This is a genomic window from Hyphomonas sp. NPDC076881, from assembly GCF_050269995.1.
Lineage (GTDB): Bacteria > Pseudomonadota > Alphaproteobacteria > Caulobacterales > Hyphomonadaceae > Hyphomonas.
Genome location: NZ_JBNNJJ010000007.1, coordinates 89,762 through 116,391 on the forward strand (window position 1 = coordinate 89,762; position 26,630 = coordinate 116,391).

The following is a 26,630-nucleotide window of genomic DNA, read 5'->3' on the forward strand; positions in this document are numbered from 1 at the left end:
CTCACGCCGTCAATGGGGACGCACGCGCAAGAGGGACCACAGAAACCGGAGACAGGCCCACCGGCCTGGCCGAATGGCGCTGCCGCCGCCTCGTTCCCGCGCCTGAAACGCGGCGCGCGGCGGCGGCAGCGAGTTAGGCGGATACCTTGGGGGCCAGCTTGTCGCGCAGTTCCCGCTTGAGGAACTTGCCGCTCGCATTGCGGGGCAGGGGCTCATCCAGCATCCAGACATAGCGGGGCACCTTGTGCTTGGCCATGATCGCGGCGCAATGTTCGCGCACGGCCTCGGCGCTCAGCGCTTCGCCCGGCTTGGCCACCACGGCGACGCCCACTTCTTCGCCCAGCCGGTCATCGGGCACACCGAATACGCAGCATTCCGCAACGCCATTGTGGCGATAGATCGAGGATTCCACTTCGGCGCAATAGATGTTCTCCCCGCCGCGCAGCACCATATCCTTCTTGCGGTCCACGATGAAGATGAAGCCATCCTCGTCGATGCGCGCCACATCGCCGGTGTGCAGCCAGCCATCCGTGATGCTTGCCGCAGTCGCCTCCGGCCGGTTGATATAGCCCTTGATGACGGATGATCCGCGTACCCACAGTTCTCCCACTTCGCCGGGGCCAACCGTCTTGCCATTGTCATCGACGCATTTGGCCTCAAAGCTCGGCATGGCCGGCCCCGCGCTGTCGGGCTTGTCAACGAAGAAGTCGCCGGAAACCGAGGTGATGATCCCGCAGGTCTCCGTCATGCCATAGCCGGTGGAAGGCCGCGCCGTGGCCACCTGCTTTTCGATCTTCAGCACCAGGTCTGGCGGCACCTGCGCGCCGCCCCCGGCCAGCGCCAGCAGGCTGGACGTATCGGCCTTCTCGAAGTCCGGATGATTGATCAGTTCACGGGCCATCACCGGCACGCCGCTCATGCTGCTGACACGTTCCTTCTCGATGATGCGCAGCGCCTCGCCCGCTTCCCAGCGATACATCAGCACCAGTTTGCCGCCGGCCGCCGTGGTGGCATAGGCGCCGCAATTATTGGCGGTGACATGGAACAGCGGCGTCGTGATAAGGGTCACGGGGATTGGCGGCTCGGCCGGCGGGGCCACGCCTGTTGCCCGTTCTACCGCCAGCGCCGAAGATGCGCCTGCAAACAGCATATTGAAGAGGTTCGACACACAGCCCCGATGGGTCAGCTGCGCACCTTTCGGAAAGCCGGTTGTGCCGGAGGTATAGAAGATGCAGGCATCGGAATCCGGATCAACGGTCACGTCCGGCAGCGCCCCGCCATGCGTGTTCACCACAGACCAGTCAATCAACCCCGCTGGCATGTCCGGAATGCGCACGCCCACCAGCTGCAGTCCTTTCACCATGTCCGGTTTTTCCTGAACCCGCGCCAGACGCTCCGCATCAAGGAACAGCACCTTGGGCGCGGAGTCCGAAAGGCCATAATCCATCTCTTCGGTCGTCCACCAGGCGTTCATGCCCACCACGGTGATGCCGACGGCAAGACACGCCCAGTAGATCAGCATCCATTCAGGGTAGTTGCGCATGGCAATGGCCACCCGGTCGCCCGGTTTCACGCCCTGCGCGAGCAGCCAGTTGGCCGTGGAGTTCGTAATCTCGTGCGCCTGTCCATAGGTCAGCCGCTCGTCCTGATAAACAAGGTAGGGCCGGTCGGCAAATTGCAGAGTTGAGAGCCAGACTTCCCGCACGCTGGGCGGTGCATTCTTGTAGGTGCGGATGCGATTGCCGAGGATTTCCGCCTCGATCACCTCGAACGCGCCTCCGGGGCCGGTCAGTTCTTCACGCGCCTTCAGCAGCTCGGCATAATGCATGGTCTCTCCCCAAAATCCTGTTTTGATAGTTTTGGGGGATCATACACACTCCGAAAACCGAAGGAACATTGACGCGACGGGAAGGGCTGCAGAGCCTGCCCGCGCAGGCCTCAGAACCGCAAGACGCCCGACGCGCCGATATAATGGACGGCCCCCGCCTCGGAGAGTTCCACATCATAAGAGGCCCGCGCCGTGAAGATGCTGGAACTGCTGTTGAACGAGAACCCCGCGATCAGCGCGTCCCCGAACTCTTCCTCAGACCGGACGAGGAAAGTCTCTTCCCCGTTAAGGAAACGTGCGGTCGCTTCGTAAGGCGTTTCCAGCAATTCATGCCGCGCGCCGATCCGGGCTTCGGGGAAGATGCGGTAGAGGCCGTTTTCCACGGTCCAGTCGGCGCCAATCGCCAGGATCGCGGAGGCGGATGCCCGCTCCGTGTCAGCGTCGCTGAGTTCAAGCGCGAGCCCCGAAGTGCGTAGCGCCTTTTCCTTGTAACCGTCCTGATGGAGGCGGAAATAGTCAACCGAGATCTCGGGCCGCGCATAGAAGGCGCCCGCCTTGAACTGATGCCCGGCGGAGGCCGTGCCGGCAAAGCTGTATCCGCCCCAGTCCCCGCTCATGGAATCAGAGATGTCCTGCTTGTCCAGAACGTCTGCGCTGTCCAGGAAGCTGTCAGCCTCGCCGGAGATAATATTCAGCTCCCGCAGGCTGCTGAAATTCACGCTGGAAGCTTGCGCCGCGCCGCGCAGGAAGGTCGTGTTCCATTTTTTCAGGCCGTACACGCCCAGCCCCGTGCTGGAAGTATTGACTGGATTGTTGCCGCCCGTCTTCTCTTCATACCGCCCGGAATTGAAGCTCATCATCACGCCGAATGCGTCCAGAGACTGGATCGGAATGTCCAACCCGCCCGTGAACCCAAAGCCTGTGCCATTGTAACCCGGCATGTTGTCGGTTGTCTTGATGTCGGTGAACGTCACGCTTTCCTGCACCCAGGCTTTCATGCCCTTGCCCGGCGAGTTGGCCAGCAGGTTCATCTGGTCGGCCATCGCTCCGAATGTCGAGGTTGTCTGTGCCCGCAGGAAGCGAGTCGAAGCGTCTGTCCGCGACGGCAGCAACTGGTCGTAGGCCTGAAAGAAGGCCCCCTCGCTGGAGATGCCGGCAAACGCTTCGCTCAGCGTGTCGGAGGTGCCAAACAGTTCCAGCACAGCGTCGAAAGCAGCCGTCTGGTTAATGTCGAGGCCGAGTTCTTCAGTGGTTTTCAGCCGGTAGACGAGGTTCAACTGATCGCGTGCGCCTTCGATCAGGTTCAGTTCGGTCTGATAGATGTAAGGTGTGTCCGCGACCAGGGAAACGTCCCCGGAGGCAAGATCGGCAACGATACCGACGGCATCCACGATAGTGAACGTTCCCGCCGAATCCGACACGCCAGCAAACACTGGTGAAATCAGAACGCCATTTGTCAGCGACGCGGTGCCGCTCACCGTGAAGACAGGCGCAGCCTGCACGCCGTCATCATCAATCTCCAGAATAAGGGTCGCGCCATTGCCGATCACGAGATTGGAAAGGGTCAGCGCCGTCCCGTCGCTCAGCTGCGCGCGCGAGGCGTCCAGAGTAAAGGAGAGGTCGCTGGCCGTGTTGGAAATCAGACCGGCATAGGTCGATCCGCCCGCAATCAAGAAGTCGGACGTGCCGGTATTGCTGAAATCAATATCGCCTGTGAGGGTCGATTTGTTCAGTAGACGGACCAATGCGCCGTCACCACCGAAGCTGACATCGCCCGTGATTGCAGTGTTGCTGGAGTTGAATTCGTTTGTGCCGCCGCCAAAATCCACATCCCCGGTCAACGTGCCCGCTTCCAGCTTCAACAGGTCGTCGCCGCTGCCGAAGAAGATATTGCCGGTGATCGAAGGATCGAGCGTATCCAGCGAATTGATCACATCATCGCCGTTGGCGTCATAGGTCGCTTCGCGCTCATACTGGCGCAGCGTCACGCCGGTGGTATTCGCCCGCAGGTCAAAGGCCGTTGCATCGCTTCGCGTGGTCAGGCTCACCCCGTCATTCAGATAGGTCGCTGTGATGGTGCCTGTGTTGGTGATCGTGTCCAGCGTTCCGGACAGGTCGCGCACCGTGATCACCTCACCTGCATTGCCCGTAGAGCGCGCAAGCAATGTTCCAGAGTTCACAAGCGAGGTGAGGCTGGCGGTTTCCCCAATCTCAAGCGCAATCGCATTGGCCGCTGTCTCCGTTGAGATCAGCGCCTGGATGGTGCCCTGGTTATTCAAGGTAGGGGTTACGACATTGGCCCCCAGCTGGATGGCCGTGGCATTGGCCTCATTGGCAGAAGCGGAGATGGTGCCGGTATTCTCGATACCGCCCGTGATGATCACCGAATGGCCGGTGCTGGCAGAGCCTTCGATCAGCAGGGCCGTGCCGTCAAAGCCCACATTGGTGCCAACCCCGGAAATCGCGCCGCGATTGATCAGGCCGTAGTCATACGCAAACTGCGCCAGCACTTCGTCCGTGTCATCATCATCATCGTCGTCAAGCGTGTCACGAACGGTTTCCAGAACCGTGCCCAGAACCAGATCTTCGCTTGCTGGTCCGTTCCAGTCGGCGCTGATCAACAGGGCTGGCGCAGAGCCATAGCTGGTGATGCTGCCGGTTGAGCGGTTTTCGTTGAAGTCTTCGATCGTGTCCTTGGTCTCGTCATCATCCTCGTCATCACTGAGGTCAGGATCGGGCGCCGCGCCGTTGATCAGCAGGCCCTGGCCGAGGCTGCCGCCAACCACAAAAGCCGGGCCGCCCGTGAGGAGTTCATCCGCGTCAAGCCGGTCTTCCAGGGCGGTTGTCGAACTCGTGACCAGCGCCGGCGCAACGTAGTTGGTGGTCGCACTATATACGAAACCGGTCGAAACAACGCTCCCGTTGACGGCCACAGCGCCCGTGGCGCCGCTATCGAGCCGTACGCCGGTCGCATTTTCTCCTTTTGCGCTGACGGACCCGCCAATGGTCACATCGCCGTCCACGAGCCCGGTGGCCGTGATGCCTTGCGCATTGTCGCCGGTAACGCTGATGCTGCCCTGGGTTCTCAGATTGCCATTTAGTGGGCTCAGCAGCAGAAGCCCCGCAGAATCGTTGCCCTCAACCTGTATATACGACCCAGACTGCAGGTGGATGGAACCCTCCATCGCCGCGCCCTGGCCCAGCAGGATGCCTGTCCGGTTGGTGCCGATGGCGAGGGGGCCGTCGTCATCGTCATCATCATCGGTGTCGTCGCGGGTATAGTCCTCGATCAGCTGCACGGTGCCACTGATGGTAAGGTTGCTCTGCACGCCGGGCTCGATACTGATCCCCACCGTATTATCGGAATCCTCGATCAGGATCGTGCCATCCACTACCACATCATTGTCGGAGTCGATGGTCACGGCGGTGAAGCCCGGCGTGTCGGCCACCTCGATCGCACCGTCATCGGTGATCGTCAGGTCATCGGGCGCGCCGGCATTCACCGTGGAGGTTCTCACCGCCGCCGTGGTGGTTGTCTTGATCTCCGCCGCACGGGCGCCTGCAACAATGGCAATGGAAGAAACGCTGAGAATAAGGATCTTGCGAAACAGGGGCATCAACAATCAGGTCCGTTAGATTTCAGGGGGTCCCCCTCGGAGGGGGTGGGGGGAAACGCCGAGCTGTAGCTCCAGGGGGAGAAGGAGTGCAGAACGGTCGAAACCTCCGAGGGGAACATCAGACAGGCACGAGGAGTGGGGGAGTGCGCTCTGTCTGAGCCTTGGTTCTATCCTCGGGCTCACTGCAAATGTGTGCCGCGAAACGGGGCGCGGCAGGCCTGATTGTGGCGGAGCGACACAACTTGTCAGGCAAGATGCCGGAGGCGGGCAAACGACTGACAAGCTTTATGCTTTGTAATGTCAGGTGGTGCCGCCGGGATGTCCGGAAGCGTCCGGAATTGTCTGGCGCATGAGCCGGCCGTGTCACGAATTTGAGCCGCCGCGGCAAACTCCCGACACCTCTTGGCGCCAGACAGCCAGGGTCAGATGAACAGGCCTGAACCATGAACACCCCTTCCGGAGGCTCCATCCTTTTCGCTGGCGGGCACAGTCTTTCGCCAGAAGTTTTCGGCTTCGGGGACATCCGCCTGCTGGTGCGCAATGGTGAACGCGGCTGGCAGGGTGGCCCTATCGCCGTCTGCCTATGGGAGGGAGGCGATGGTTTCCCCTGGCAACCCCGGCTGGCCAGGCGAACCGCAACGATCGATCCGGCTTCGGGGCAGAAGTCCGTGGTGTTCATGGGGCTGCGTCCCGGGCGATACGCTGTGACCGCCTTTGCCGACAGGCACCAGAAAGGGCGTTTGGGGCGCTCGCTTTTCGGCTGGCCTTCGGTGCCTGTTTTCCTTTCCGGATCAATGCTCTGGCAGCGGAACATGCGTTTCGACGACTACGCCCAGCGCATTAGCCAAAGCACAATCCTGGAGCTCAGGCTCGCACATGCCGAACTCAGCTTTGGCAGAACCAGTAAAGGGGATAAGAACAATGACCGCAACAATAGACCAAGACAGAATGCAAACCCCACCGGAACAGTCCGCCGACCTGCCGCGCCTGCTCATCGTCGATGACGACTGGAACATCCGCGACAGCCTGAAACGTTTTTTCCAGTCTCAGGGTTTCGATGCGGATGTGGCTGAAAACGCCGTTGCGGCACGCCGCAAGATACATGAACGCGCGCCGGATCTGGTCATCCTCGACATCATGATGCCGGGCGAAGACGGCCTCAGCCTCTGCCGCAGCATCGCCGAACTCAAGACCATTCCGATCATCCTCGTAAGTGCTAAATCCGAAGAGATCGACCGCATCATCGGCCTGGAAATCGGGGCTGACGATTATGTCGCCAAGCCGTTCCATCCCAGGGAGCTGCTTGCGCGCGTGCGCGCCGTTCTGCGCCGGCTGGAAGCCAGTATGAGCGTTCAGTCTGGCGATGATGGCAAGCAGTTCTTTGAGTTTGACCGCTGGGTACTCGATATCCCCAAACGCCGCCTGCGCCGCGATGATGGCATGGTCGTACCGCTCAGTGCCACGGAGTTCCAGCTCCTGCTTGTCTTCCTGAAAAATCCCCGCGTCGTGCTCTCGCGGGAGCGTATCCTTGATCTCACCCGGATCAGCGATTCCGACGTGTTCGACCGCAGCGTCGACAGCCAGATCAGCCGCTTCCGCCGCAAGATCGAGATTGATCCGCGCGAACCCAAGATCATCACGACTGTCTGGGGCGGCGGCTACATGCTCGACGCTGACGTGCGCCGCCTATGAAACGCTTGTTTGCCGATACCCTGCTGACCCGGTCGATCCTGATCGTGGTGGCAGCCCTTATTGTTGCTCAGCTCATTGCCATCGTCACCTTCAAGCTGATTGCCGAAAACGTGTTCATTGCCATGCAACGCGCGGCGCAGGTTGAAGTGGCGACCGATATTCTTGTCCTGGCCAGTCAGCAGCCGGACGAAGCCGCCTTTGTTGAGGCTGTGTCGGGGCATGCGAATGTCCTGTTCGTGCGGAGCGAGGATCGTGCCATGGGGGGCAGAGAGGACGAGATCGGCCAGGAAGTCAGACGCCACTGGCTTGCTTCCGGGCAGGGGGCAGGAAAAGTAACCGCCTTCCGCATCAGTGGTGGGCATGACGGCCCGCCGACAAGATTTCCCCGGTTGGATCCGGGGGAGCGCCCCGCGAGGGGGCCAGGCATGGGGGAGGGCGGTCTGCCGCCTTCGAGGACCCCGGAAGCGGGCCCCATTCCACGCGCCGACGCCGGGCAAGAGCCGGAGGGAAGGCCCCCGAATGCACCCCAAAATGCCCCGATCAATGGCGGGCCGGGCCCCGGCTATCGCGCGCCGATGGGATTCGACCGCGTGGAAGGGAGGATTGGCTTCCCCTCAAGGCTGCTCAATATTTCGGTGGAGTATGAGCCGGGCAACTGGGTCAACGTGCTGGCCACATCGGGCGCCGACCGGGGGCCTCCGATCCAGCCTTTCATTTTCGTTTTGTCCATGTCGCTGCTCGCCGTTGCCATTGCCGCAGGTCTGGCGGCCGGCTGGATTTATCGCCCGCTGGAAGACCTGGCGCGCGCGTCCAAAGCGCTCGGCCGGGGCGAAAAACACATGCCGCTGCCGGTTTCCGGCCCGCGAGACCTGCGCAACGTGATGCAGGCGTTCAACACCATGGCCACACGGCTTGAGGCGACCCTGCAGTCCCAGAAGGATGTTCTGGTCGCCATCGGGCACGATCTGCGCACGCCGCTCACCGCAATGCGGATACGCGCCGCCATGATCGAGGACGAAGCCGAGCGCGAAAAGATGGAACGGGCGCTGGATGAACTTCAGAGCCTTACAGAAGCGGCCCTGCAAGCTGGAACCTCCAGTTTGCGAACGGATGAAAAGCTGATGACCGACCTCGGCGCGTTGGTCGAAAGCCTCAGCGAAGATCTGCGCGACATCGGCCAGCCGGTCACCTTCAGTGAGCCAGACCAGCGCTTCGTCGTCCGCGCCTGGCCGGAAGACCTCACCCGCGCCTTACGAAATATTATAATGAACGCTGTGCGCTATGGTGAGCGGGCGCGAGTCCATCTGGAGGACAGGGGCAGCGAATGCGCGGTGATCATCGACGATGATGGCCCCGGCATTCCGGAAGCGCAGATGGAGGCTGTCTTTGAACCGCTGGTTCGCCTTGAAAAATCAAGGAATACTGCAACCGGTGGCCATGGGCTGGGCCTTCACATTTCGCGCAATATCATTCTCGCGCATGGCGGTCATATCGAGCTTGCCAATCGCCCGGAAGGCGGTTGCCGCGCCACGGTAACCCTGCCGTTCAGCATGTCCTAGTGAGGGCAAAGCCAGATTGTGGCGCGCTGCCACAGTCTGGCGCATCTGCGGCAAAACCAGGCCAGCCCTGGCGGGATATGCACGCCAGACAGCCCGGCGATACCGGTTTTCCGGATCCGATGGGATATGCTTCCAGCCAGGAACTGACTGCCCGTGAAAAACAAGCTTCTGAGCCTGACGGCGCTTTGCCGTGTTCCTTTCATTGCCTCCCTCAGCCTCGGCGCCGTCCTTCAGCCAGTGCTCGTCCCGGCCGCTCTGGCCCAGGAAGATCTGCTCGAAGGTACGGTCCGCACGATCCTTGTTGAGGGCAACCAGCGGATCGAGGCGCGCACCATCCAGTCTTATCTGCTGTTCGAGCCGGGAGACAGCTTCAACGCCGAGCGCATTGACCTCTCGCTGAAGACACTCTTCGCAACCGGTCTGTTTGCGGATGTTGCCATAGACCGGCGGGGCAATGATGTCGTCGTGCGGGTTGTGGAAAATCCCATCGTTAACCGCATCTCGTTTGAGGGAAACAAGGCCCTCAAGGAAGACAAGCTCCGGGAAGAGATCCAGATTGCGCCGCGCAGTCCGTTTACGGCGGCGCGGGTGAGTTCGGACGTCAACCGCATGATCGAACTCTACCGGCGCTCGGGCCGCTTTTCCGCGCGTATCCGGCCTGAATACAAAACTTTGTCCCAGAACCGGGTGGATGTTGTTTTCGTTATCGAGGAGGGGCCGACCAGCGGCGTGCGCGGCATCAACTTCATCGGCAACAAGGAATTTTCAGACGCCCGCCTCCGCAGCGAAATCGTCACCCGGCAGTCCCGCCCCTGGCGTTTTTTCAGTTCCAACGACAACTACGATTCCTCCCGTATGGAATATGACCGCGAGAAGCTTCGCGAGTTCTATCTCGACAAGGGCTATTATGATTTCCGCGTTGCCTCTGCGGTGGCGGAAATGGCGCCGGGGAAGAATGACTTCTTCATCACCTACACAGTGGACGAAGGCGTGCCGTACACATTCGGCGAGATCAAGGTTGAAACCTCGCTGGCAAAACTTGATGCGGGGGCCCTGCAGCGGCTTGTGCCGATGGCAGACACCGACCCCTTCCGCGGCAAGATGATCGAGCAGACGATTGACTCGCTCACCTACGCGGCCGGTGTAGCCGGCTACGCCTTCGTGGATATCCGCCCCATCGTGAAGGCAGACCCTCAAACCCGGCGTGTGGACATCACATTCGTCGTCGATGAAGGCCCGCGCGTCTATATCGAACGGGTCAACATCGTCGGCAATACTCAGACGCTGGACCGTATCATCCGCCGGGAATTGCGCATTGCTGACGGCGATGCATTCAACCGGGTACTGATTGACCGCTCCCGGAACCGCGCCCGCGCGCTTGGTTTCTTCAAGAATGTGACCGTTGAAGAAACCCCCGGCAGCGCGCCGGACAAGACCGAAGTGACCTACACTGTCGAGGAACAGTCCACCGGCGAGCTGTCCTTCTCCGCGGGCTTTTCGTCTACGGACAGTTTCCTGTTTGATGTCGGGCTCTCGCAGGCCAACCTGCTCGGCACAGGGCGCTCTGCGGGCCTCGATCTGTCGCTCAGCCAGCGCCAGCAGATCGCCTCCTTCCGCTTCACCGAGCCGCGCTTCATGGACCGTACCATGTCTGCCGGTCTGATGGGATGGCTGTCGAGCTATGACTATACCGACGTGTCCTCCTATGAATCGACCTCTTATGGCGCTGGTCTCAACATGGCCTTTCCGGTGGCTGACCGCACCCAGCTGGGGCTGCGATACCGGCTGCAATATGACAGCGTGAACATCACAGATCAGAACATCGTCATCGACACTGAGGGGAACCTGGTGTCCACAACCGTGCGCGATGCGGACGGCACTGTCCGCTCGCCGGTGCCCGGTGACATCACCGATCCCGACCAGTTGGTGGTTGATGTCTGCGACATCCGTTATCGCTTCCGCAGCTCCAGCTGTACCAGCGAGACCGAAGGCATTTCCTCCATTCTCGGTTATTCGCTGACCTGGGATGGCACCAATGATCCGATCGAGCCGACGCGCGGGATGAACATGCAGTTCAGCCAGGATGTTGCCGGCCTGGGCGGCGATGTGCAGACTCTGCGCACGGAAGCCAGCGCCACGGGCTATTACGGTCTTACATCCGCCCTGCGCGCTTCGCTGCGCCTGTCCGCCGGCCATATCCAGCCATGGGGCGATGACATGACCGTGCGGATCAACAACCGCTTCTTCCGGGGCGGTTCCAACTTCCGTGGCTTCGATGTGGCCGGCATCGGCCCGCGCCAGGTCGTGCGCTATTATGATCCCGATACGGGCGAACAGGTGGGTATGGAAAGAGGGTCGGCGCTCGGCGGGAATTTCTATTATCAGGGCACGTTCGAGCTGACCGTGCCAAATTTCCTTCCCGAAGAGTATGGCATCAAGAGCGCCTTCTTCGTCGATGCGGGCGGCCTCGGCAGCCTCTATGATCAGGATATCGTCGCCCCCATCACCTATACGGATTCCACCACCGGCTATGACGCCATTCAGTATACGGAGACAGACGCCGCCTTCCGCGCGGCCACTGGGCTCAGCGTGATGTGGGACTCCCCGTTCGGGCCGCTCCGCTTCGACTTTTCTCAGGTACTCCGCGCCGAAGACTATGACAAGAAAGAGACCTTCCGCTTCTCCACCACCACGCGGTTCTAGGCAGGCTTCCACTACGGCATGGTTCCCCGGCGTCCGGTCTGGACGCCGTACGCGGGCGGCGCTTCACTCTCCCTGAAACCAGCAAGGGAGACAGGCTGATGACCAAGCAATACCACGCGCTGATCCTCGATCAGCAGGGCGCCGTGCTGCGCATCACGATGAACCGGCCAGAAGCCCTGAACACCCTGAACATGCAGATGGTCAGCGAGTTGCGCGAGGTATTCCAGAACCTTTACTATGACCGCTCGGTCCGCGTGGTGATCCTGGAAGGCGCTGGCCGGGCCTTCTGCGCGGGGCTGGACCTGAAGGAATCTTCCAGCCGTCAGGGCGGTGGCGCCCGCCGCACGCCGGAGCAGGGCCTTGATGGTCAGCGTGCGATTGCTGAAATTTATGTCGCCATGCGCCGCTGCCCTCAGCCGATCATCTCCATCGTCCAGGGCTCGGCCGCCGGCGGCGGCTTTGCCCTCGCCCTTGCTTCCGACATCCGTATTCTTAGCGAAGACGCGCGGATGAACGCCGCTTTCATCCGCATCGGCCTTTCGGCCTGCGATATGGGCGTCTCCTATTTCCTGCCGCGCATGATCGGCATGTCTCTGGCGAGCGAATACATGCTGACAGGCCGCTTCATTACGGCCGAGCGCGCGATGCAAATCGGTCTTGCCAACCGCGTCGTGCCGCATACGGAGGTGCGCAAGGAGGCGGAGGCTTTCGCCGAGGACATGCTCCACGCCACCCCCCTCGGTCTGCGCCTGACCAAGGATGGCCTCAACCAGGCCGTGGATGCCGGCGGGCTGGAAGCGGCCATGGCGATTGAGGACCGCAACCAGATCCTCACCTCCACAGACCCCAATTTTGCCGAGGGCATCGCCGCCTTCTTCGAAAAGCGAAAGCCGAACTATTCCTGAGGCGCCTGTCTCTGCGGCATGGGTTGACCTGCCGCAGGGAGCGTCCTGAAACTCGCAGCAATCATAAAATCGGGAGAAGGCGCGAGGCTGTGGAAGGCCTGCGCCTGTCAGAAACTGGAGGCCTTTCGTGAACCTGGATTTCTCGGACGAACAGAAGCAATTGCGCGAACAGGTGCGCCGCTTTCTGAGCGAGAACTGCACATCTGAAACCGTCCGCGCCATTCTTGAAGGCCCGGAAAGCTACGACAAAAATCTCTATCAGGGCCTTGCCGAACTGGGTGTTCTGGGCGCGGCCATCCCTGAGGAATATGGCGGCGTGGGCCTTGGCCATCTGGAACTGTGCGTCGTTGCTGAGGAACTTGGCCGCGTTCTGGCGCCGGTGCCGGTCTCCTCCTCGATTTACCTCACCGCTGAATTCCTGATGCTGGCGGGCTCGGAAAAGCAGAAGGAAATTTGGCTGCCGAAGCTTGCCTCCGGGGAAGCCATTGGCGCCTTCGCCTATGCCGAAGGGCAAGGCCGCATGTCGCCCGCCAAGATTAAGGCAACCGTCTCCGGCGGTAAGCTGAAAGGTACCAAATCCCCCGTCGCCGATGGAGACGTTGCCAATATTGCCGTGGTCGCCGCGAAGAATGAGAAGGGGCAGGTCTCCCTCTATCTCGTCGATCTCTCCGGCAGCGGCGTCTCCAGAGAAACGCTGGAGTCAATTGACCCCACCCGCAGCCAGGCCCGCCTTACCTTTGACGGCGCGCCGGCAGAACTTCTCGGCACCGAAGGTGATGGCTGGCACATTGCTACCCAGGTGCTCGACCGGGCGGCCGTTCTCATGGCCTTCGAACAGGTTGGCGGCGCAGACCGCTCCCTTGAAATCGCTCGCGACTATGCGCTGGAGCGTATGGCCTTCGGCCGCCCCATCGGCTCGTTCCAGGCGATCAAGCATATCCTCGCGGATATGTATGTTTCCGCCACGCTCGCCCGTTCCAACTGCTATTATGGCGCCTGGGCGCTGAACTCCGGCGCCGCCGAATTCCCGGTCGCCGCCGCCACAGCCCGCGTCTCGGCCACCACGGCGTTCCAGCACTGCGCCAAGAACAACATCCAGGCGCATGGCGGCATGGGCTTCACCTGGGCGTTCGACTGCCATCTCTATTATCGCCGGTCCAACGCGCTGGCTGTCGCACTCGGCTCGCTGTCGGCCTGGGAAAGCCAGCTGATCGAACGCATGAGCGCCGGCAACGCCGAAACGGCCGCATAAGGGGAGGAAAGTGACATGGATTTCAAAGATACAGCTGAAGAAGCCGCCTTCCGCGCCGAAGTCCGCGCCTGGATCGACGCCAACGCGCCCAAGCACCTGCTTGAAGAGCTAAAGAATGCCAGCTTCGCCTCCAACGGCGTGGTGAGCGAAGACCCCATCGCTGCCGGCAAGGCTTGGCAGAAGAAGAAGGCAGAGGCCGGCTGGGCCTGTCTTCACTGGCCAAAGGAATATGGCGGCGGCGCGCGCACCCCTATTGAGCGCGTGATCTGGGGCCAGGAAGAAGGTCCGTATGCAGCGCTTACCGGCGTCTTCACCATCGGCCACGGCATGTGTGGCCCCACGGTGATGTCCTGGGCCAGCGAAGAGCATAAGCGCAAGCTGCTGCCCCCGCTCGCCAGCGGCGAAACCGTCTGGTGCCAGCTTTTCTCAGAGCCCGCCAGCGGCTCAGACCTCGCCGGCCTGCGCACCCGCGCTGTGAAAGCCGATGATGGTTCGGGCGACTGGATCATCAACGGCCAGAAAATCTGGACCAGCGGCGCGCAATACTCCGATTGGGGCCTCCTGATCACCCGCACCAACCCCGATGTGCCCAAGCACAAGGGCCTCACCATGTTCTTCCTCGACATGAAAAGCCCCGGCGTGGAAGTGCGCCCCATCAAGCAGGCCAATGGACAGTCGAGCTTCAACGAAGTCTACTTCACAGACGTTCGCATTCCCGATTCCCAGCGCCTTGGCGAAGTAGGGCAGGGCTGGGAAGTCTCGCTCACCACCCTGATGAACGAGCGCCTCTCGATCGGCTCGGGCATGTCCACCGGCTTCCCGGAACTCTTCCGCTTCTGCATGGAAGCCGAAATTGACGGCGAACCCGCTGTGAAGGATTCGGGCGTCCGCTCGAAACTCGCCCAGTTCGCGGTCAAGCAGAGCGGCCTGAAATACACCGGCATGCGCGCCATTTCCGCTCTGTCGAAGGGCGAGATCCCCGGCCCGGAAAACTCCATCGGCAAGCTCGTCGCTGGCGCCACCATGCAGGAACTCTCCATGTTCGCGCTCGATCTTCAGGGAGAAGCGGGCGTGCTGTGGAATGAGGAAAGCCCGCAGCAGGGCCGCTTCCAGGCCATGCTGATGCGCTCTCCCGCCACCCGCATCGAAGGCGGATCGGACGAAATCCTGCGCAACATCATCGGCGAGCGCGTCCTCGGCCTGCCGGGTGACATCCGCGTCGATAAGGATGTTCCGTTCAAGGACATCCCGACGAGCGGCCGCAAGAAAAAGTAATCACCGGTGCTGCCCTGCCTGCGTCAATGGCGGGCGGGGCAGTCATCCCTTGCTGAAATCGGATTCCAGCAGCTTCACGGCAATCTGCCGGGCCCGGTCTGACGGCTTGCCCAGCAGTTCGCCCAGTGTCGGCCCGAACAGGCCCACCCCAATGGCCAGGATCACGCTGATGAGGATGGAATCCTCCAGCTGCGATTCGGAAAGCTCCGGCTGATTGATCTTCTGGCGGATGATCATCTGAACCGCCTCGCGTACCGTCCGCAGCCTGCGGGACTCGTCCGTCAGCTCCAGCCAGGCGGCCAGCCGCGCAGCCCCCTTGCTTTCAAACGCATCAAACAGCTTCTGGATCGCGATGCCTCGCGCCGCCTTCGGGTCTGCCGGCAGGTCCATCTCCATAAGGCCGCTCACCAGTTCGCCAATCATCTTTTCCATCAGCGCGCTCTGCACGCCGTCAATAGTGCCGAAGTGATGCAGCACGGTGGCATTGGCAACGCCTGCTGCTTTGGCCACGTCCACCAGCCGCAGCGATTGCGGCCCCTGTGCCACGAGCAAATTCTCGGCCGCGATCAGGATGTTCTCGCGCGAAGCTTCCGGTGACCGGCGGATCCTGGGCGTCTTGGTCTTGTCTATTGACATTTTTGTCAGTAACTGCCATTCTTAATCATCAAGGTAGAAGCTTACGAGCTAACTGCCGCTCCTGTCAGCAATATTTGCGAGGCTCGCTTGATGAAACGCTCTCCTGAAGATGTGACCATCCACCCCCGCGACATCCGCTTCAACGTTGAGCCGGCCAGGTCCGGCTACTGGATGGATGGTGATCCGGTGGCCACCGCCATCATGAACACCCTTTCGCTGACCTTCCCGGATGGCGAGCGCCTCTTCATTGACGCCGTGCGCGCTTACAAGGACCAGCTTGACGGCAAGCTCGCTCAGGATGTGAAGGATTTCATCGCTCAGGAGGCCATCCACTCGCGCGAGCATCACCTGCTGAACAAGGTCATCGACCGCAGCAAGTATCCCATCGACCGTGTAGACGCAGCCATCCGGTCACGGATCGCCTTCTCCCGCGAAGGCGGCCCGATGCGTATGCTGATCGCTACCATCTGCCTTGAGCATTTCACCGCTATGCTCGCCGATATGCGCGTGCTGCATACTGATATGTTCAGCAAGACCGATCCCGAGATTGAGCGCATGTGGCGCTGGCACGCCATGGAAGAGACTGAGCATAAGGCCGTCACCTATGATGTCTTTATGGAGGTGACCAAGGGATGGTCGCCCTTCAAACGTTATTTCCGACGCTGCATGGCAATGGCGCTCATCAGCTATTTCTTCACCCGGAATATCGCCACCTATTCCACCTGGATGCTGGAGGCCGACGGCTACACGCCTGAAGAGGCAGAGAAAGCCGTAAAGAGCTTCCTCTGGAAAAAACCCGGCTTCTTCGCCCGCGGCTGGAAAGTCTGGATCAGCTGGTTCAAACCGGGCTTCCACCCCTGGGACCATGACAACCGGGCGCTGATGGACGAATGGCGCAGCGAGTTTGATCTGGTCGCTGCCGAGTAAGCGCGCGTCCGGGCGGGTGACGCGCCCGCCCGTTGCGGTATACCCTGATGGCAACAGCTTCAGGAGTATCCGTCATGACCCGTATTCTCGGCCTCGCTGGCAGTCTGCGCAAGGCGTCCTTCAATGCCGGTCTTCTCCGCGCTGCCGAACGTCTGATGCCCGATGGCACGACGCTTGATGCGCGCACGCTTCATGGCGTCCCGCTTTATGATGGAGATGTGGAGGCCACCGAAGGCGTCCCGCTCGCTGTCGCTGCGCTGAAACAGGCCCTCGCCGACAGTGATGGCCTGCTGCTCGTCAGTCCGGAATATAACAACGGCATCCCCGGTGTCTTCAAGAACGCCATCGACTGGATGAGCCGCCCGCCCGGCGGAACGGGCCTTTTCAAGGGAAAGCCCGTGGCGGTCATCGGCGCCTCGCCCGGCAGCTTCGGCACAATGCTGTCGCAGGCTGCCTGGCTTCCCGTCCTGCGCACGCTCGGCACGCGCCACTGGTCGGAAGGCCGCCTCATGGTTTCCCGCGCCGGAAGCCTGTTTGATGCAGAGGGCAATCTGACAGACGATGAAACCCGCAAACGCCTGGCAGATTTTCTCGCAGGCTTCGCAGACTTCGTGAGTGAAGGCTGAGCCGCCCGGCTCAGCCCTCCGCCACGTTCAGCACCACCTTGCCCATGCCTTGCCCGGACAGGGCAAACACCATCGCCTCGCCAAACTCCGCAAACGGATAGGTTCGACCCACCGGCGGTTTGATTTTGCCTGCGCCCGCCCATTGGGCCAGTTGGTGCAGGTCGCCAATCGCGCGCTTGGTCTCGTATTGCAGATACTGGCGCACGTCCACGCCCAGAAGGGCCGCGCCCTTCATCAGGGTAAGGTTTGAGGGCAGGGCAGGGATCGGCCCTCCAACAAAGCCGACCACCAGATGCCGCCCACGCCAGGCAAGCGAGCGGAAAGCCGGCTCGAACAGGGGCCCGCAAACCGGATCAAGGATCACATTCGGCCCCTTGCCTTCGGCCAGAGTCTTCAGCCGGTCGCGCCATCCCTCCGGGGACGTATCAATCGCCAGGTCGGCGCCATGGGCCAGCGCAAACGCCCGCTTCTCTTCCGTCGACGCCGCCGCGATCACCCGCGCGCCCAGCGCCTTGGCCACCTGAATGCCCGCAGAGCCAACGCCCCCGGCCGCGCCGAACACTAGCACCGTCTCGCCTTCGGCCACGGCGCCCCGGTCCTTCAGGGCATGCATCGCGGTGATATAGTTCAGCGGCAGGCTCGCCCCTTCGGCAAAGCTCAGCGCATCCGGCAACTTCACCACCATCGGCGCGGCGGCCACAGCGTATTCGGCAAAGCCCTTCGCGGTCATCGTCATCACGCGGTCGCCCGGCGCCACATGGCTCACGCCCTCGCCCACGGCTTCCACTGTTCCGGCCACTTCCTGGCCCGGCGTGTGCGGCAGGGGCGGCTTCACCTGATACCGCCCCAGCGCCACCAGCGAGTCGACATAGCCTACCCCGCACGCGGCCACCTTGATGCGCACCTGGCCTGGCCCGGCCACAGGCATGTCCACATCCTTCAGGCGGTAGCTTTCAAGGGACTCCAGCGTATCGGCGACGGCAGCTTTCATCGGTCAATCTCTCCTTCAGGGTCTGCTCCCGTCAAAGCATGGCAGGGCGCGCATTGGCCATACCCGACGAAGGGGAAACTTCAGGCAGGCCGCGTCGGATCGCTGGAGGTCGGTGAGGCGAGTTCCGGATCATAGGTCACGCTCGTCACCTGCCGTTCCAGCATCCGGTGCACTTCCGGCGGCCAGCTGCCTTGGTGCAGGGATTTGATGATATTGTTGCTCACATCATCGGCATGGGTGCGCCGCTCATTGTGCAGCACATAGTCCAGCCAGCGGGCAAAGCTGTATTGCTCTACCCAGATTTCGGCATCCCCCAGGTCCCGTACCAGCGACCAGGCCCGCGCGCCATCGCGCAGGTGAATGCGCCGCCGCTCGTTCATCGTGGCCAGGAAGCGGGGAATATCCGCCTCGCGAATGCGATACTTCGCCGAAACATGCACCGGCCCGCTGCGTGGCTCCACCGGCACCTGCGTTTCCGGCGCGCGCCAGCGGCCCGTCAGGTCAAGGTTGAGTTCGTCCACCTGCGGCAGGCGCAGGAACAGCCCCGCAAACAGGCTGATGGATTGCACCGCCGCCATGGTCAGCAGCGCGGCGGTTACCCCATGGCTCTCCGCCAGCTGCCCGGTGATCCAGCTTCCCACCGCCATCGCCCCGAACACGGCCATCTGGTAGAGCGACAGGGCCCGGCCTACCACCCAGCGCGGCGCGGCCATCTGCACCGTCACATTCATCGTCGCCATCGACAGCAGCCAGCCCGATCCGCAGATCACGAGGCCAAACACCGTCAGCGGCAGCCAGCGGCTCAGTGCCACGATAATAACGCCGGAAATGATCGCGCAGATCGTCATCCGCAATACGGTCTCGGCGGTAAACTTCCGGCGCAGGCGGCTGTTGGAAAGCGCGCCGATCACCGCGCCGATGCCGAAGGCACCGGAGAGGATGCCGAAGGTGATCGCGCCCCCGCCCACCAGATCCTGCGCCACCAGCGGCAGCAGGGAAAGCGCCGCGCTCGCCGCAATGCCGAACAGGGCTGCCCGCGCCATCACCTGCCGGATCGGCGGCGACATCGACACATAGCGCACCCCCGCGCCAATCGCAGTGCGCAGGTCTTCCTTCAGCGCAGGTTTGGCAGGCTTCTCCGGCTTCCACGCCAGCAGCACATAGATGATCCCGACATAACTCACCACATTCACGGCAAAGGCTGCGGCTGCGCCTGCGGCGGCCACGATGGCCCCGCCCAGCGCCGGGCCCGCCGTGCGCGCAATGTTGAAACCCAGGCTGTTCATCGCCACGGCGGCGGCAATCGTCTGGCGGGGCACGATATCGCCCACCGTCGCCTGCCAGGAGGGCGCGTTCAGCGCCGTCCCGCAGCCCAGGAGGAAAGTGAAGGTCAGCAGCAGCCAGGGGCTCAGCCCACCCATGAAGGCAAATACGCAAAGCACCGCCGAAACCGCAAACATGTAGAACTGCGAAACCAGCATCACGGTCCGGCGCGGAAAGTTGTCCGCAATCGCGCCAGACAGCAGCGACAGGATCATGATCGGCAAGGTCACCGAGGCCTGCACCAGCGCGATCTGTGTCTCGCTGCCGCCCAGCTGAACCATCAGCCAGGCCGCACCGACGCTCTGGATCAGCCCGCCAAATTGCGAGGCGATGTTTGCCACCCAGATGCGTTTGTAGAGCGGTATGGAAAAGGGGTTGGGGGCCGGCGCGTCAATCATCGGAAACAATCTGGATCAATTGTCCGATGGTGGAAGTGATTGTCCCCCGGCGCAAGGGTCAGAGGCCAGCCCTCATCCCTTCGCGCCGTAAAACCCGCAGAGCGTGGCGATAATGTCCTGCGCGATGCCGGGGCGGCAGCAATAGTAGATCGTCTGCGCGTCCCGCCGGCTCTGGACGAGGCCCGCCGCCCGCAGCTTGGCCAGATGCTGGGACACGGCAGACTGGCTCTGCCCGGTCAGTTCGGCCAGCTGGTTCACCGGCAATTCCCCCCCGGCCAGCGCGCACATGATCTTCAGGCGGGTCTCGCTGGCCATCGCCTTCATCACTTCGGCCGCCTCCTGAACGCGGCCCGAAACGAGGGTCAGCGCCTCGTCCTTCTTACGTCTGCTGAGGGGCACCTTCAGTGTCTCCTGTGTCCGAAACTGTCCGGATTTGTCCATCATCTGTCCGTTCCGGGCGCCAGTCTGGCCCGCGAATGGCCACATAAATCGCCGGAATAACCAATACTGTCAGGGCAGTAGACGAGGCGAGCCCGAACAGAAGCGAAATTGCCAGCCCCTGAAAAATCGGGTCTGTCAAAATCACCGCCGCACCGATCATGGCGGCCAGCGCCGTCAGCACGATCGGTTTGAACCGGATTGCGCCTGCCTCCAGCAACACTTCCTTCAAAGGCTTCTCGGCGTCTGTTGTGTGGCGAATAAAGTCCACCAGTAGGATGGAGTTCCTCACGATAATCCCGGCGAGCGCAATGAAGCCGATCATCGAAGTCGCTGTAAAGGCAGCCCCAAACAGCCAGTGCCCGATCATGATGCCGATCAGGGTGAGGGGGACAGGCGTGAGGATAATCAGCGGCACCCGGAAGGTGCCAAACTGGCCGACCACCAGGATATAGATCCCCAGCAGCGCCACGCCGAATGCCATGCCCATGTCCCGGAAGGTCACATATGTCACCTCCCATTCCCCATCCCACAGCAGCGTTGTGCTCGTCTCGTCAGCCGGTTGCCCATAGAGGCTCACCGCTGGCATCTGCAGGCCCTCCGAGGCCCAGTCGAACGCCTTTATCCGGTCCTGAACCTCGAACATTCCGTAGATCGGCGCTTCGTAACGCCCGGCCAGTTCACCCATCACCATGTCGGCAAAATGCCCGTCCCGCCGGAAGATCGTGGCGGAGCCCGCCTCCTCCCGCACCTCAACCAGTTCGCCGAGTTCGATGGGAACGGCATCTGTCCCGGCCAGCTGGCGAGGCACGGGAATGGCGGCCATCTCCTGGGTCCAGCTGCGCTGAGACCGGGGGAGATAGACACGGATATTCAGCGGATCACGGCCTTCCCCGCGCGGGCTCACGCCCACGGTCTGGCCGCCAAACGCCATGCCGATGGCGTCCAGGATATCCTGCTGCAGAACTCCCGCATCCGCTGCGGCCGGCTCATCAATCCCGAAGGTCAGCCGCGGTGCCCGGTCACCCATGGAGTTGTCCACATCCACGATGAAATCGGTTTCCTCGAAGAACCGCTCGATAATCGCAGCCGTCTGACGGCGCGCTTCGGGCGTGGGGCCATATATCTCCGCCATCAGGGTAGAGATCACCGGCGGACCCGGCGGCACCTCTACCACCTTCACCTTTGCCCCTTCGGGCAGCGGCACAGCCAGAAGCCGCTCACGCAGATCGAGCGCAATGTCATGGCTCGCCCGCTTGCGGTGTTCCTTCGCCGTCAGGTTCACCTGAAGATCGCCCAGTTCCGGGCTTGCGCGCAGGAAGTAATGGCGCACGAGGCCGTTGAAATTGAACGGCGCAGCCGTGCCCGCATAGGCCTGGATCGTTGTGATCTCCCCAACGGGACCAATGGCATCTGCCAGCGCAAACAGAGCGCGTTCAGTGTCCTCCAGCGCCGCGCCTTCGGGCAGGTCCACGATCACCTGTATCTCGGACTTGTTATCGAAAGGCAGCAGCTTCACCGGCACCGCCTTTGTGGCAAACAGCGTCAGCGACAGGAGTGTCGCCACACCGACAAGCCCGAGGAAAATCCAGGCATTGCGTTTCGACGCCACGATCGGCGCGGCCACCCGTCCATAAAACCGGCTGAGGCGCGTCTCGCTGTGCACGCCGTCATGCGCGCCATGCAGCGGCGCCTTGCCGGCAATCTTCATCATCAGCCAGGGCGCAATCCCCACCGCTACGAAGAAGGAGAACAGCATCGCCGCCGAGGCGTTCGCCGGGATGGGCGCCATATAGGGCCCCATCAGTCCGGACACGAACATCATCGGCAGAAGCGCAGCAATCACGGTCAGCGTGGCGATGATGGTGGGGTTGCCAACCTCGGAAACCGCCTCAATGGCCGCCTGAATGCGGGTACGCCCATCTTTCATGGCCCAGTGACGGGCAATATTCTCAATGATCACGATCGCATCGTCCACCAGTATCCCGATGGAGAAGATCAGCGCAAACAGGCTCACCCGGTTGATGGTGTAGCCCATCATCAGCGAGGCGAAGAGGGTCAGCAGGATGGTCGTCGGAATGACGATCAGCGTCACCAGCGCCTCGCGCCAGCCAATGCTGAACGCGATCAGGACGACAATGGAAATGGTTGCAAGGCCAAGGTGGAACAGAAGTTCGTTGGCCTTGTGGTTGGCCGTTTCGCCATAGTCGCGGGTCACCTCGACATGAATACCCTCCGGGATCAGATTGCCCTTCAAGGCTTCTACCCGGTGGATGATTGCTTCCGAAACGACCACGGCGTTGGCGCCCGGCCGCTTGGCCAGCGACACGGTAACCGCCGGCGCAGCGCTGAAGGTTCCGTCCTCGCCATGCAGCATTGTCCATACGCGCGCGTCCGTTTCCGCGCCGGTTACCTTCACATTCGCCACATCGCTCAGATATACGACACGCCCGCCTGCGCCCCGGATTTGCAGCCGCTCCAGTTCGTGTACGGCATTGATGCGGTCACCCGCCTGGACGATCAGGGAGTTGCCATCCTGATGCGCCCGGCCAGAGGGCAGGGCCGCCGCGGCGTTCTGCACGCTCTGCACCAGGTTTTGCAGGGACACCCCCTGCGCCGAAAGTGCCTGGATATCCGGCTCGACGCGAAGCTCCAGAGGGCGCCCGCCGATCACATCGGTGATGCCGACATCCGTGACCTTCATCAGCTCATTGCGCAGTTCATCCGCCAGCATCCGCAGCGCGGTATCGTTCCACACATCACCCGTCGAGGCATCGGGAGAAATCGTCAGCGTCACGATCGGAACGTCATTGATCCCGCGCCCCACCACCAGCGGCATCGGCACGTCATAAGGAATGGAATCAAGGTTTGCCCGGATCTTTTCATGCACGCGCAGGATCGCATTGTCCGCATCGGTGCCGACATCGAACCGGGCGGTCACCATCGCGGCGTCATCCTGGGTCTGGGAGTAGACATGGTCGACATCCGGCAGCGCCAGAATGATGCTCTCCAGCGGCTTGGTCACCTGTTCCACAGCATCCGCAGCCTTAAGGCCGGGCGCGGACACCAGGATATCCACCATGGGCACGGAAATCTGCGGTTCTTCCTCCCGCGGAATGGTCAGCAGGGCGATCAGGCCGACAGCCAGCGCAGTCAGCAGGAAAAGCGGCGTCAACGGCGACCGGATGGTCGACCGTGTAATGGAGCCCGAAAGGTCCGGTTTCATCTGCTTCTATTCCGGTTTCTGGATTTTATCGCCGGGCCGCAGCCCCGAGAGAATTTCATACTGGCCCGTATCGTCCACCAGTGGCGCGGCGAGCGCGACAGGTGCGTCCACAAAGCGCTCCCCCACGGCCACGCGCACAAAGTCCACCCCGAAGCGGGTCGAGACATATTCCTTCGGAATGCGGATCGCCCGGCGCTCGCCCACAGGGGCGAGAACATCCACGCGCTCCCCGAACAGCGCTGTCAGTCCACCTTGCACCGTTGCATCGGCAATGACCGACCCCTGACGAAGTTCGGGATAGACCCGCACAATCGTGGCCGTGCGGATATCATCCGAGCGGGACGGCAGGCGCAGCGAGATCGTCTCGCCTTCGGAAATCGTGGCGGCATGGCGTTCTGGCAGAGCAAGCCGCACGATACCGTTCACGGTGGCAAAACTGGCAAGAACCTCACCGGGAGACACCACTGAGCCCTGCACCACACTCACATCGGTCACATGCGCGTCTGCCGGTGCCAGAATGCGGCCTTCGGCTTCGCGGGCGGAGAGGGCGCGGCGTTCGGCTTCTGTTGAAGCCAGGCTGCGCCGCAGCACGTCCAGTGCTGTGCGTTCCTCGTCCAGCCGGGCCTTTGGATAAAATCCGCGCGCGAGCAATCCCTCGTTCCGCGTCAGGTCTTCCTCGGACTGGCGGATCTGGGATTTCAGCCCCTCGATCCGGGAAGAGAGCGAGGCCAGCTGCGGGGCGAGGGTGTCATCCGTCACAACGGCGACCACTTCGCCAGCCTTGACGATCTGCCCCTCCACAACGTTCAGCCGTATCACCACGCCTTGCAGGCGCGAGCGTGCCGTTGCCGTGTCACCCGCTTCAATGCGCGCGATCACGGGGCGATAGTCCACGACAATCGATTCCTCGACGGTCAGCGTCTGGGCACTCGCCTGGCCCGAAATGGCCAGCGCGGCGATGGCTGAAACAAAAAGTGTTCGCATCTCAGTAACGGCCATGATCCTCGACCGCTCCGGTCGCTGGGTTGATGGAAACGCAAGGCAGTCCGGCAGATTTCCAGGCGCCGATACCGCCAGCCATATGGGCCGCTTCTGCGCCGGTTTCGGCCAGAAACTTGTCGAGGGCCATGCGCGAGCGTTTGCCCGATCCGCACTGGAAAACGATCTGGCGGCCCGGATTTGCGGGAATTGCCCGGGCGTCGAAGGTTGATAGCGGATGGAGCAGGGCGCCGTGGATGCGCTGGTTTGCAAATTCGGCAGGCTCGCGAACATCGATCAGCAGCACGTCTCCGCGTTTCAGCGCGTCAAACACCGCTTTGGGATCAAGGTCTCTCGGGTCGCTCATCATTGGTCTCCGTAAGCAGGCTTTCGGGATGGTTTGTCACAACCTCAATTTTCCCTCTTGAGCCATAAGCAATAATACGTATTTTATAAAACAATAAAATACAATTATCTTTTAAATCAAGATGGGAGCGCAGGAAAATGGCTAAAATCGTCGTTCTGGGGGCCGGCCTTGGCGGTGTCATCGCCGCGTATGAAATCCGTCACGCGATCGGGCGGGAAAATAGCGTGACCGTGATCAACGAGACGGACTTCTATCAGTTCGTTCCCTCAAATCCCTGGGTTCTCGTCGGTTGGCGTGAGCGCAAGGATATTGTCGTCGATCTTGCCGGTCCGATGAAGAAGCGGAACATTGATCTTATCGTCGGCAAGGCAGAGCGGGTTGCACCGGAAGCCAAACGTGTCCGCCTCAGTGATGGCCGGTTTGTCGATTATGACTATCTCGTCATTGCAACAGGTCCAGAGCTTGCCTTCGACGAGATCGAAGGGCTCGGGCCAGGTGGGTTCACCCAATCCGTCTGCCATATCGACCATGCCACCGCGGCCCACACGGCGTTCGAGAAGTTCTGTCAGGATCCCGGCCCGGTCATCGTCGGCGCGGTTCAGGGCGCGTCTTGCTACGGGCCCGCCTATGAAACCCTGATGATCATCGAGACAGAACTCCGGAAACGGAAGATCCGCGACCGCGTCCCGATGACCTTCGTAACCTCTGAGCCCTATATCGGCCATCTGGGCCTGGATGGTGTCGGCGATACCAAGGGCCTCCTGGAAAGCGAAATGCGCGAGCGCCACATCAAGTGGATCACCAATGCGCGCGTCGTGAAGGCCGAGGCCGGCAAGATGACGGTCGAGGAGGTCAATGAGGATGGCAATGTGAAACAGGTTCACGAACTGCCGATGAAGTATTCCATGATGCTGCCCGCCTTCAGAGGCGTCAAAGCCGTGCATGGTATTGGAGGGCTCACCAATCCGCGCGGTTTCATCCTGACGGATAAGCATCAGCGAAACCCGAAATATCCGGAGATTTTCGGCATCGGCGTCTGCATCGCGATTCCGCCCGTCGGCAAGACGCCGGTGCCGGTGGGCGTGCCTAAAACAGGCTTCATGATTGAGTCCATGGTCACCGCGACCGCCCGGAATCTTGCCAGCATTCTGGAGGGCAAGGAGCCCACCCATGAGGCGACCTGGAACGCCATCTGCCTTGCAGACTTTGGAGACAAAGGTGTCGCCTTCATCGCTCAGCCCCAGATCCCGCCGCGCAATGTGAACTGGTCGGGCTCGGGCGGCTGGGTACACACTGCAAAAGTCGGATTCGAGAAATACTTTATAGGGAAGGTGAAGGCCGGAAAGGCAGAGACGTTCTATGAGAACGCTGCCCTGGCGCTCATCAAGACCCACAAGCTGAAAGGCTGAAGACGCCTTCAAGGAGAGTCAGACATGGCGGAAGACAGAACGATCGTGTGCCTGGCGTGCAGCGCAGTGAACCGAGTGCCGGAAGGCAAATCGCTCACTGCGGCGAAATGTGGCCGGTGTTCAGAGGCGCTGGCAACGCCGCAGCCGGCTGACATCACGAACGACCAGATGCGGCTGCTGGAGAAAAAGGACACCGGGGCTTTTGTCGTGGACCTGTGGGCGCCCTGGTGTGGACCCTGCCGGATGATGGCGCCGCACTACGCGGCGGCTGCCGAACATCTTCAGGGTGATGTCCGCTTCTACAAGATCAATACCGATCAACACCCCGATGCCGCCATTCGCCTCAACATTCGCGGCGTGCCAACGCTGGTTGCCTGGAAGGGCGGCCGGGAACTCTCCAAACAGGCGGGCGCGCCCGGCGGCGCCGCGCTCGAGCGCTGGGTGCGTGACCTGTTTGGCCTGGCGCCGTTCCCCAACTGA

General features: G+C 61.8%; 20 protein-coding genes. 11 read left to right on the top strand and 9 right to left on the bottom strand.

The genetic code is table 11. From position 1 onward, the window contains the following. Positions 1-133: 133 nt before the first annotated feature. Complete coding sequence (locus ACQKI2_RS09320) at positions 134-1,828, bottom strand: class I adenylate-forming enzyme family protein (protein ID WP_427379422.1); 1,695 nt, start codon at positions 1,826-1,828, stop codon at positions 134-136. A gap of 110 nt (positions 1,829-1,938) precedes the next feature. After that, complete coding sequence (locus ACQKI2_RS09325; RefSeq protein WP_427379423.1) at positions 1,939-5,445, bottom strand: autotransporter outer membrane beta-barrel domain-containing protein; 3,507 nt, start codon at positions 5,443-5,445, stop codon at positions 1,939-1,941. Between the two features lie 443 nt (positions 5,446-5,888). On the opposite strand from ACQKI2_RS09325, the gene ACQKI2_RS09330 reads away from it, so the two are divergent. The 7 genes from ACQKI2_RS09330 to ACQKI2_RS09360 all read left to right on the top strand — a co-directional run bounded on the left by ACQKI2_RS09330 (position 5,889) and on the right by ACQKI2_RS09360 (position 14,831). Beyond that, positions 5,889-6,449: a DUF2141 domain-containing protein gene (locus tag ACQKI2_RS09330; RefSeq protein ID WP_427379424.1), complete on the top strand. Its 561-nt coding sequence runs from the start codon at positions 5,889-5,891 to the stop codon at positions 6,447-6,449. Then, positions 6,394-7,137, top strand: a complete 744-nt coding sequence (locus ACQKI2_RS09335; RefSeq protein WP_051612242.1) for a response regulator — start codon at positions 6,394-6,396, stop codon at positions 7,135-7,137. The genes ACQKI2_RS09330 and ACQKI2_RS09335 overlap by 56 nt, the downstream gene beginning before the upstream one ends. After that, complete coding sequence (locus tag ACQKI2_RS09340) at positions 7,134-8,696, top strand: HAMP domain-containing sensor histidine kinase (protein ID WP_427379425.1); 1,563 nt, start codon at positions 7,134-7,136, stop codon at positions 8,694-8,696. The genes ACQKI2_RS09335 and ACQKI2_RS09340 overlap by 4 nt, the downstream gene beginning before the upstream one ends. 153 nt (positions 8,697-8,849) lie before the next feature. Beyond that, the gene (gene bamA, locus ACQKI2_RS09345) at positions 8,850-11,399 is read left to right on the top strand and encodes an outer membrane protein assembly factor BamA (protein WP_427379426.1); all 2,550 of its coding nucleotides are present in this window, start codon (positions 8,850-8,852) and stop codon (positions 11,397-11,399) included. A gap of 98 nt (positions 11,400-11,497) precedes the next feature. Further along, on the top strand, positions 11,498-12,304 hold the full coding sequence (locus ACQKI2_RS09350) for an enoyl-CoA hydratase/isomerase family protein (RefSeq protein WP_427379427.1): 807 nt from the start codon (positions 11,498-11,500) through the stop codon (positions 12,302-12,304). 127 nt (positions 12,305-12,431) lie between these two features. Continuing rightward, on the top strand, positions 12,432-13,556 hold the full coding sequence (locus tag ACQKI2_RS09355) for an acyl-CoA dehydrogenase family protein (RefSeq protein ID WP_427379428.1): 1,125 nt from the start codon (positions 12,432-12,434) through the stop codon (positions 13,554-13,556). Positions 13,557-13,571: 15 nt separating this feature from the next. Further along, on the top strand, positions 13,572-14,831 hold the full coding sequence (locus tag ACQKI2_RS09360; RefSeq protein ID WP_427379429.1) for an acyl-CoA dehydrogenase: 1,260 nt from the start codon (positions 13,572-13,574) through the stop codon (positions 14,829-14,831). Between the two features lie 42 nt (positions 14,832-14,873). Here ACQKI2_RS09360 and ACQKI2_RS09365 read toward each other — a convergent pair whose 3' ends face one another. Then, positions 14,874-15,467 (bottom strand): TetR/AcrR family transcriptional regulator, encoded by a 594-nt coding sequence (locus tag ACQKI2_RS09365; protein ID WP_427379430.1) that lies wholly within the window; start codon positions 15,465-15,467, stop codon positions 14,874-14,876. Positions 15,468-15,557: 90 nt separating this feature from the next. Between ACQKI2_RS09365 and ACQKI2_RS09370 the strand changes: the two genes are divergently transcribed. Beyond that, positions 15,558-16,394, top strand: coding sequence for a metal-dependent hydrolase (locus ACQKI2_RS09370; RefSeq protein ID WP_427379431.1), 837 nt, complete (start codon positions 15,558-15,560; stop codon positions 16,392-16,394). 74 nt (positions 16,395-16,468) lie between these two features. Then, positions 16,469-17,020 (top strand): NADPH-dependent FMN reductase, encoded by a 552-nt coding sequence (locus tag ACQKI2_RS09375; RefSeq protein WP_427379432.1) that lies wholly within the window; start codon positions 16,469-16,471, stop codon positions 17,018-17,020. A 10-nt stretch (positions 17,021-17,030) separates the two neighbouring features. Here ACQKI2_RS09375 and ACQKI2_RS09380 read toward each other — a convergent pair whose 3' ends face one another. From ACQKI2_RS09380 to ACQKI2_RS09405, 6 genes are all read right to left on the bottom strand, one after another. Further along, the gene (locus ACQKI2_RS09380) at positions 17,031-18,011 is read right to left on the bottom strand and encodes an NADPH:quinone oxidoreductase family protein (protein WP_427379433.1); all 981 of its coding nucleotides are present in this window, start codon (positions 18,009-18,011) and stop codon (positions 17,031-17,033) included. An 80-nt stretch (positions 18,012-18,091) separates the two neighbouring features. After that, positions 18,092-19,732: an MFS transporter gene (locus tag ACQKI2_RS09385; RefSeq protein WP_427379434.1), complete on the bottom strand. Its 1,641-nt coding sequence runs from the start codon at positions 19,730-19,732 to the stop codon at positions 18,092-18,094. 72 nt (positions 19,733-19,804) lie between these two features. Further along, positions 19,805-20,131 carry an ArsR/SmtB family transcription factor gene (locus ACQKI2_RS09390; protein WP_427379435.1) on the bottom strand — a complete coding sequence of 109 codons (327 nt, stop codon included), beginning with the start codon at positions 20,129-20,131 and terminating at the stop codon, positions 19,805-19,807. Beyond that, a complete protein-coding gene (locus tag ACQKI2_RS09395) occupies positions 20,112-23,396 on the bottom strand; it encodes an efflux RND transporter permease subunit (RefSeq protein WP_427379436.1) in 3,285 nt (1,094 codons plus the stop codon). Before ACQKI2_RS09395 ends, ACQKI2_RS09390 begins: the two co-directional genes overlap by 20 nt. Positions 23,397-23,402: 6 nt before the next feature. Beyond that, entirely contained in the window at positions 23,403-24,395 is a 993-nt protein-coding gene (locus ACQKI2_RS09400) for an efflux RND transporter periplasmic adaptor subunit (protein WP_427379437.1), read from the bottom strand. After that, positions 24,382-24,741, bottom strand: a complete 360-nt coding sequence (locus tag ACQKI2_RS09405; protein WP_035594707.1) for a rhodanese-like domain-containing protein — start codon at positions 24,739-24,741, stop codon at positions 24,382-24,384. The genes ACQKI2_RS09400 and ACQKI2_RS09405 overlap by 14 nt, the downstream gene beginning before the upstream one ends. Positions 24,742-24,878: 137 nt before the next feature. On the opposite strand from ACQKI2_RS09405, the gene ACQKI2_RS09410 reads away from it, so the two are divergent. Beyond that, positions 24,879-26,150: an NAD(P)/FAD-dependent oxidoreductase gene (locus ACQKI2_RS09410; RefSeq protein WP_427379438.1), complete on the top strand. Its 1,272-nt coding sequence runs from the start codon at positions 24,879-24,881 to the stop codon at positions 26,148-26,150. 24 nt (positions 26,151-26,174) lie between these two features. Next, on the top strand, positions 26,175-26,630 hold the full coding sequence (locus ACQKI2_RS09415) for a thioredoxin family protein (protein WP_427379439.1): 456 nt from the start codon (positions 26,175-26,177) through the stop codon (positions 26,628-26,630).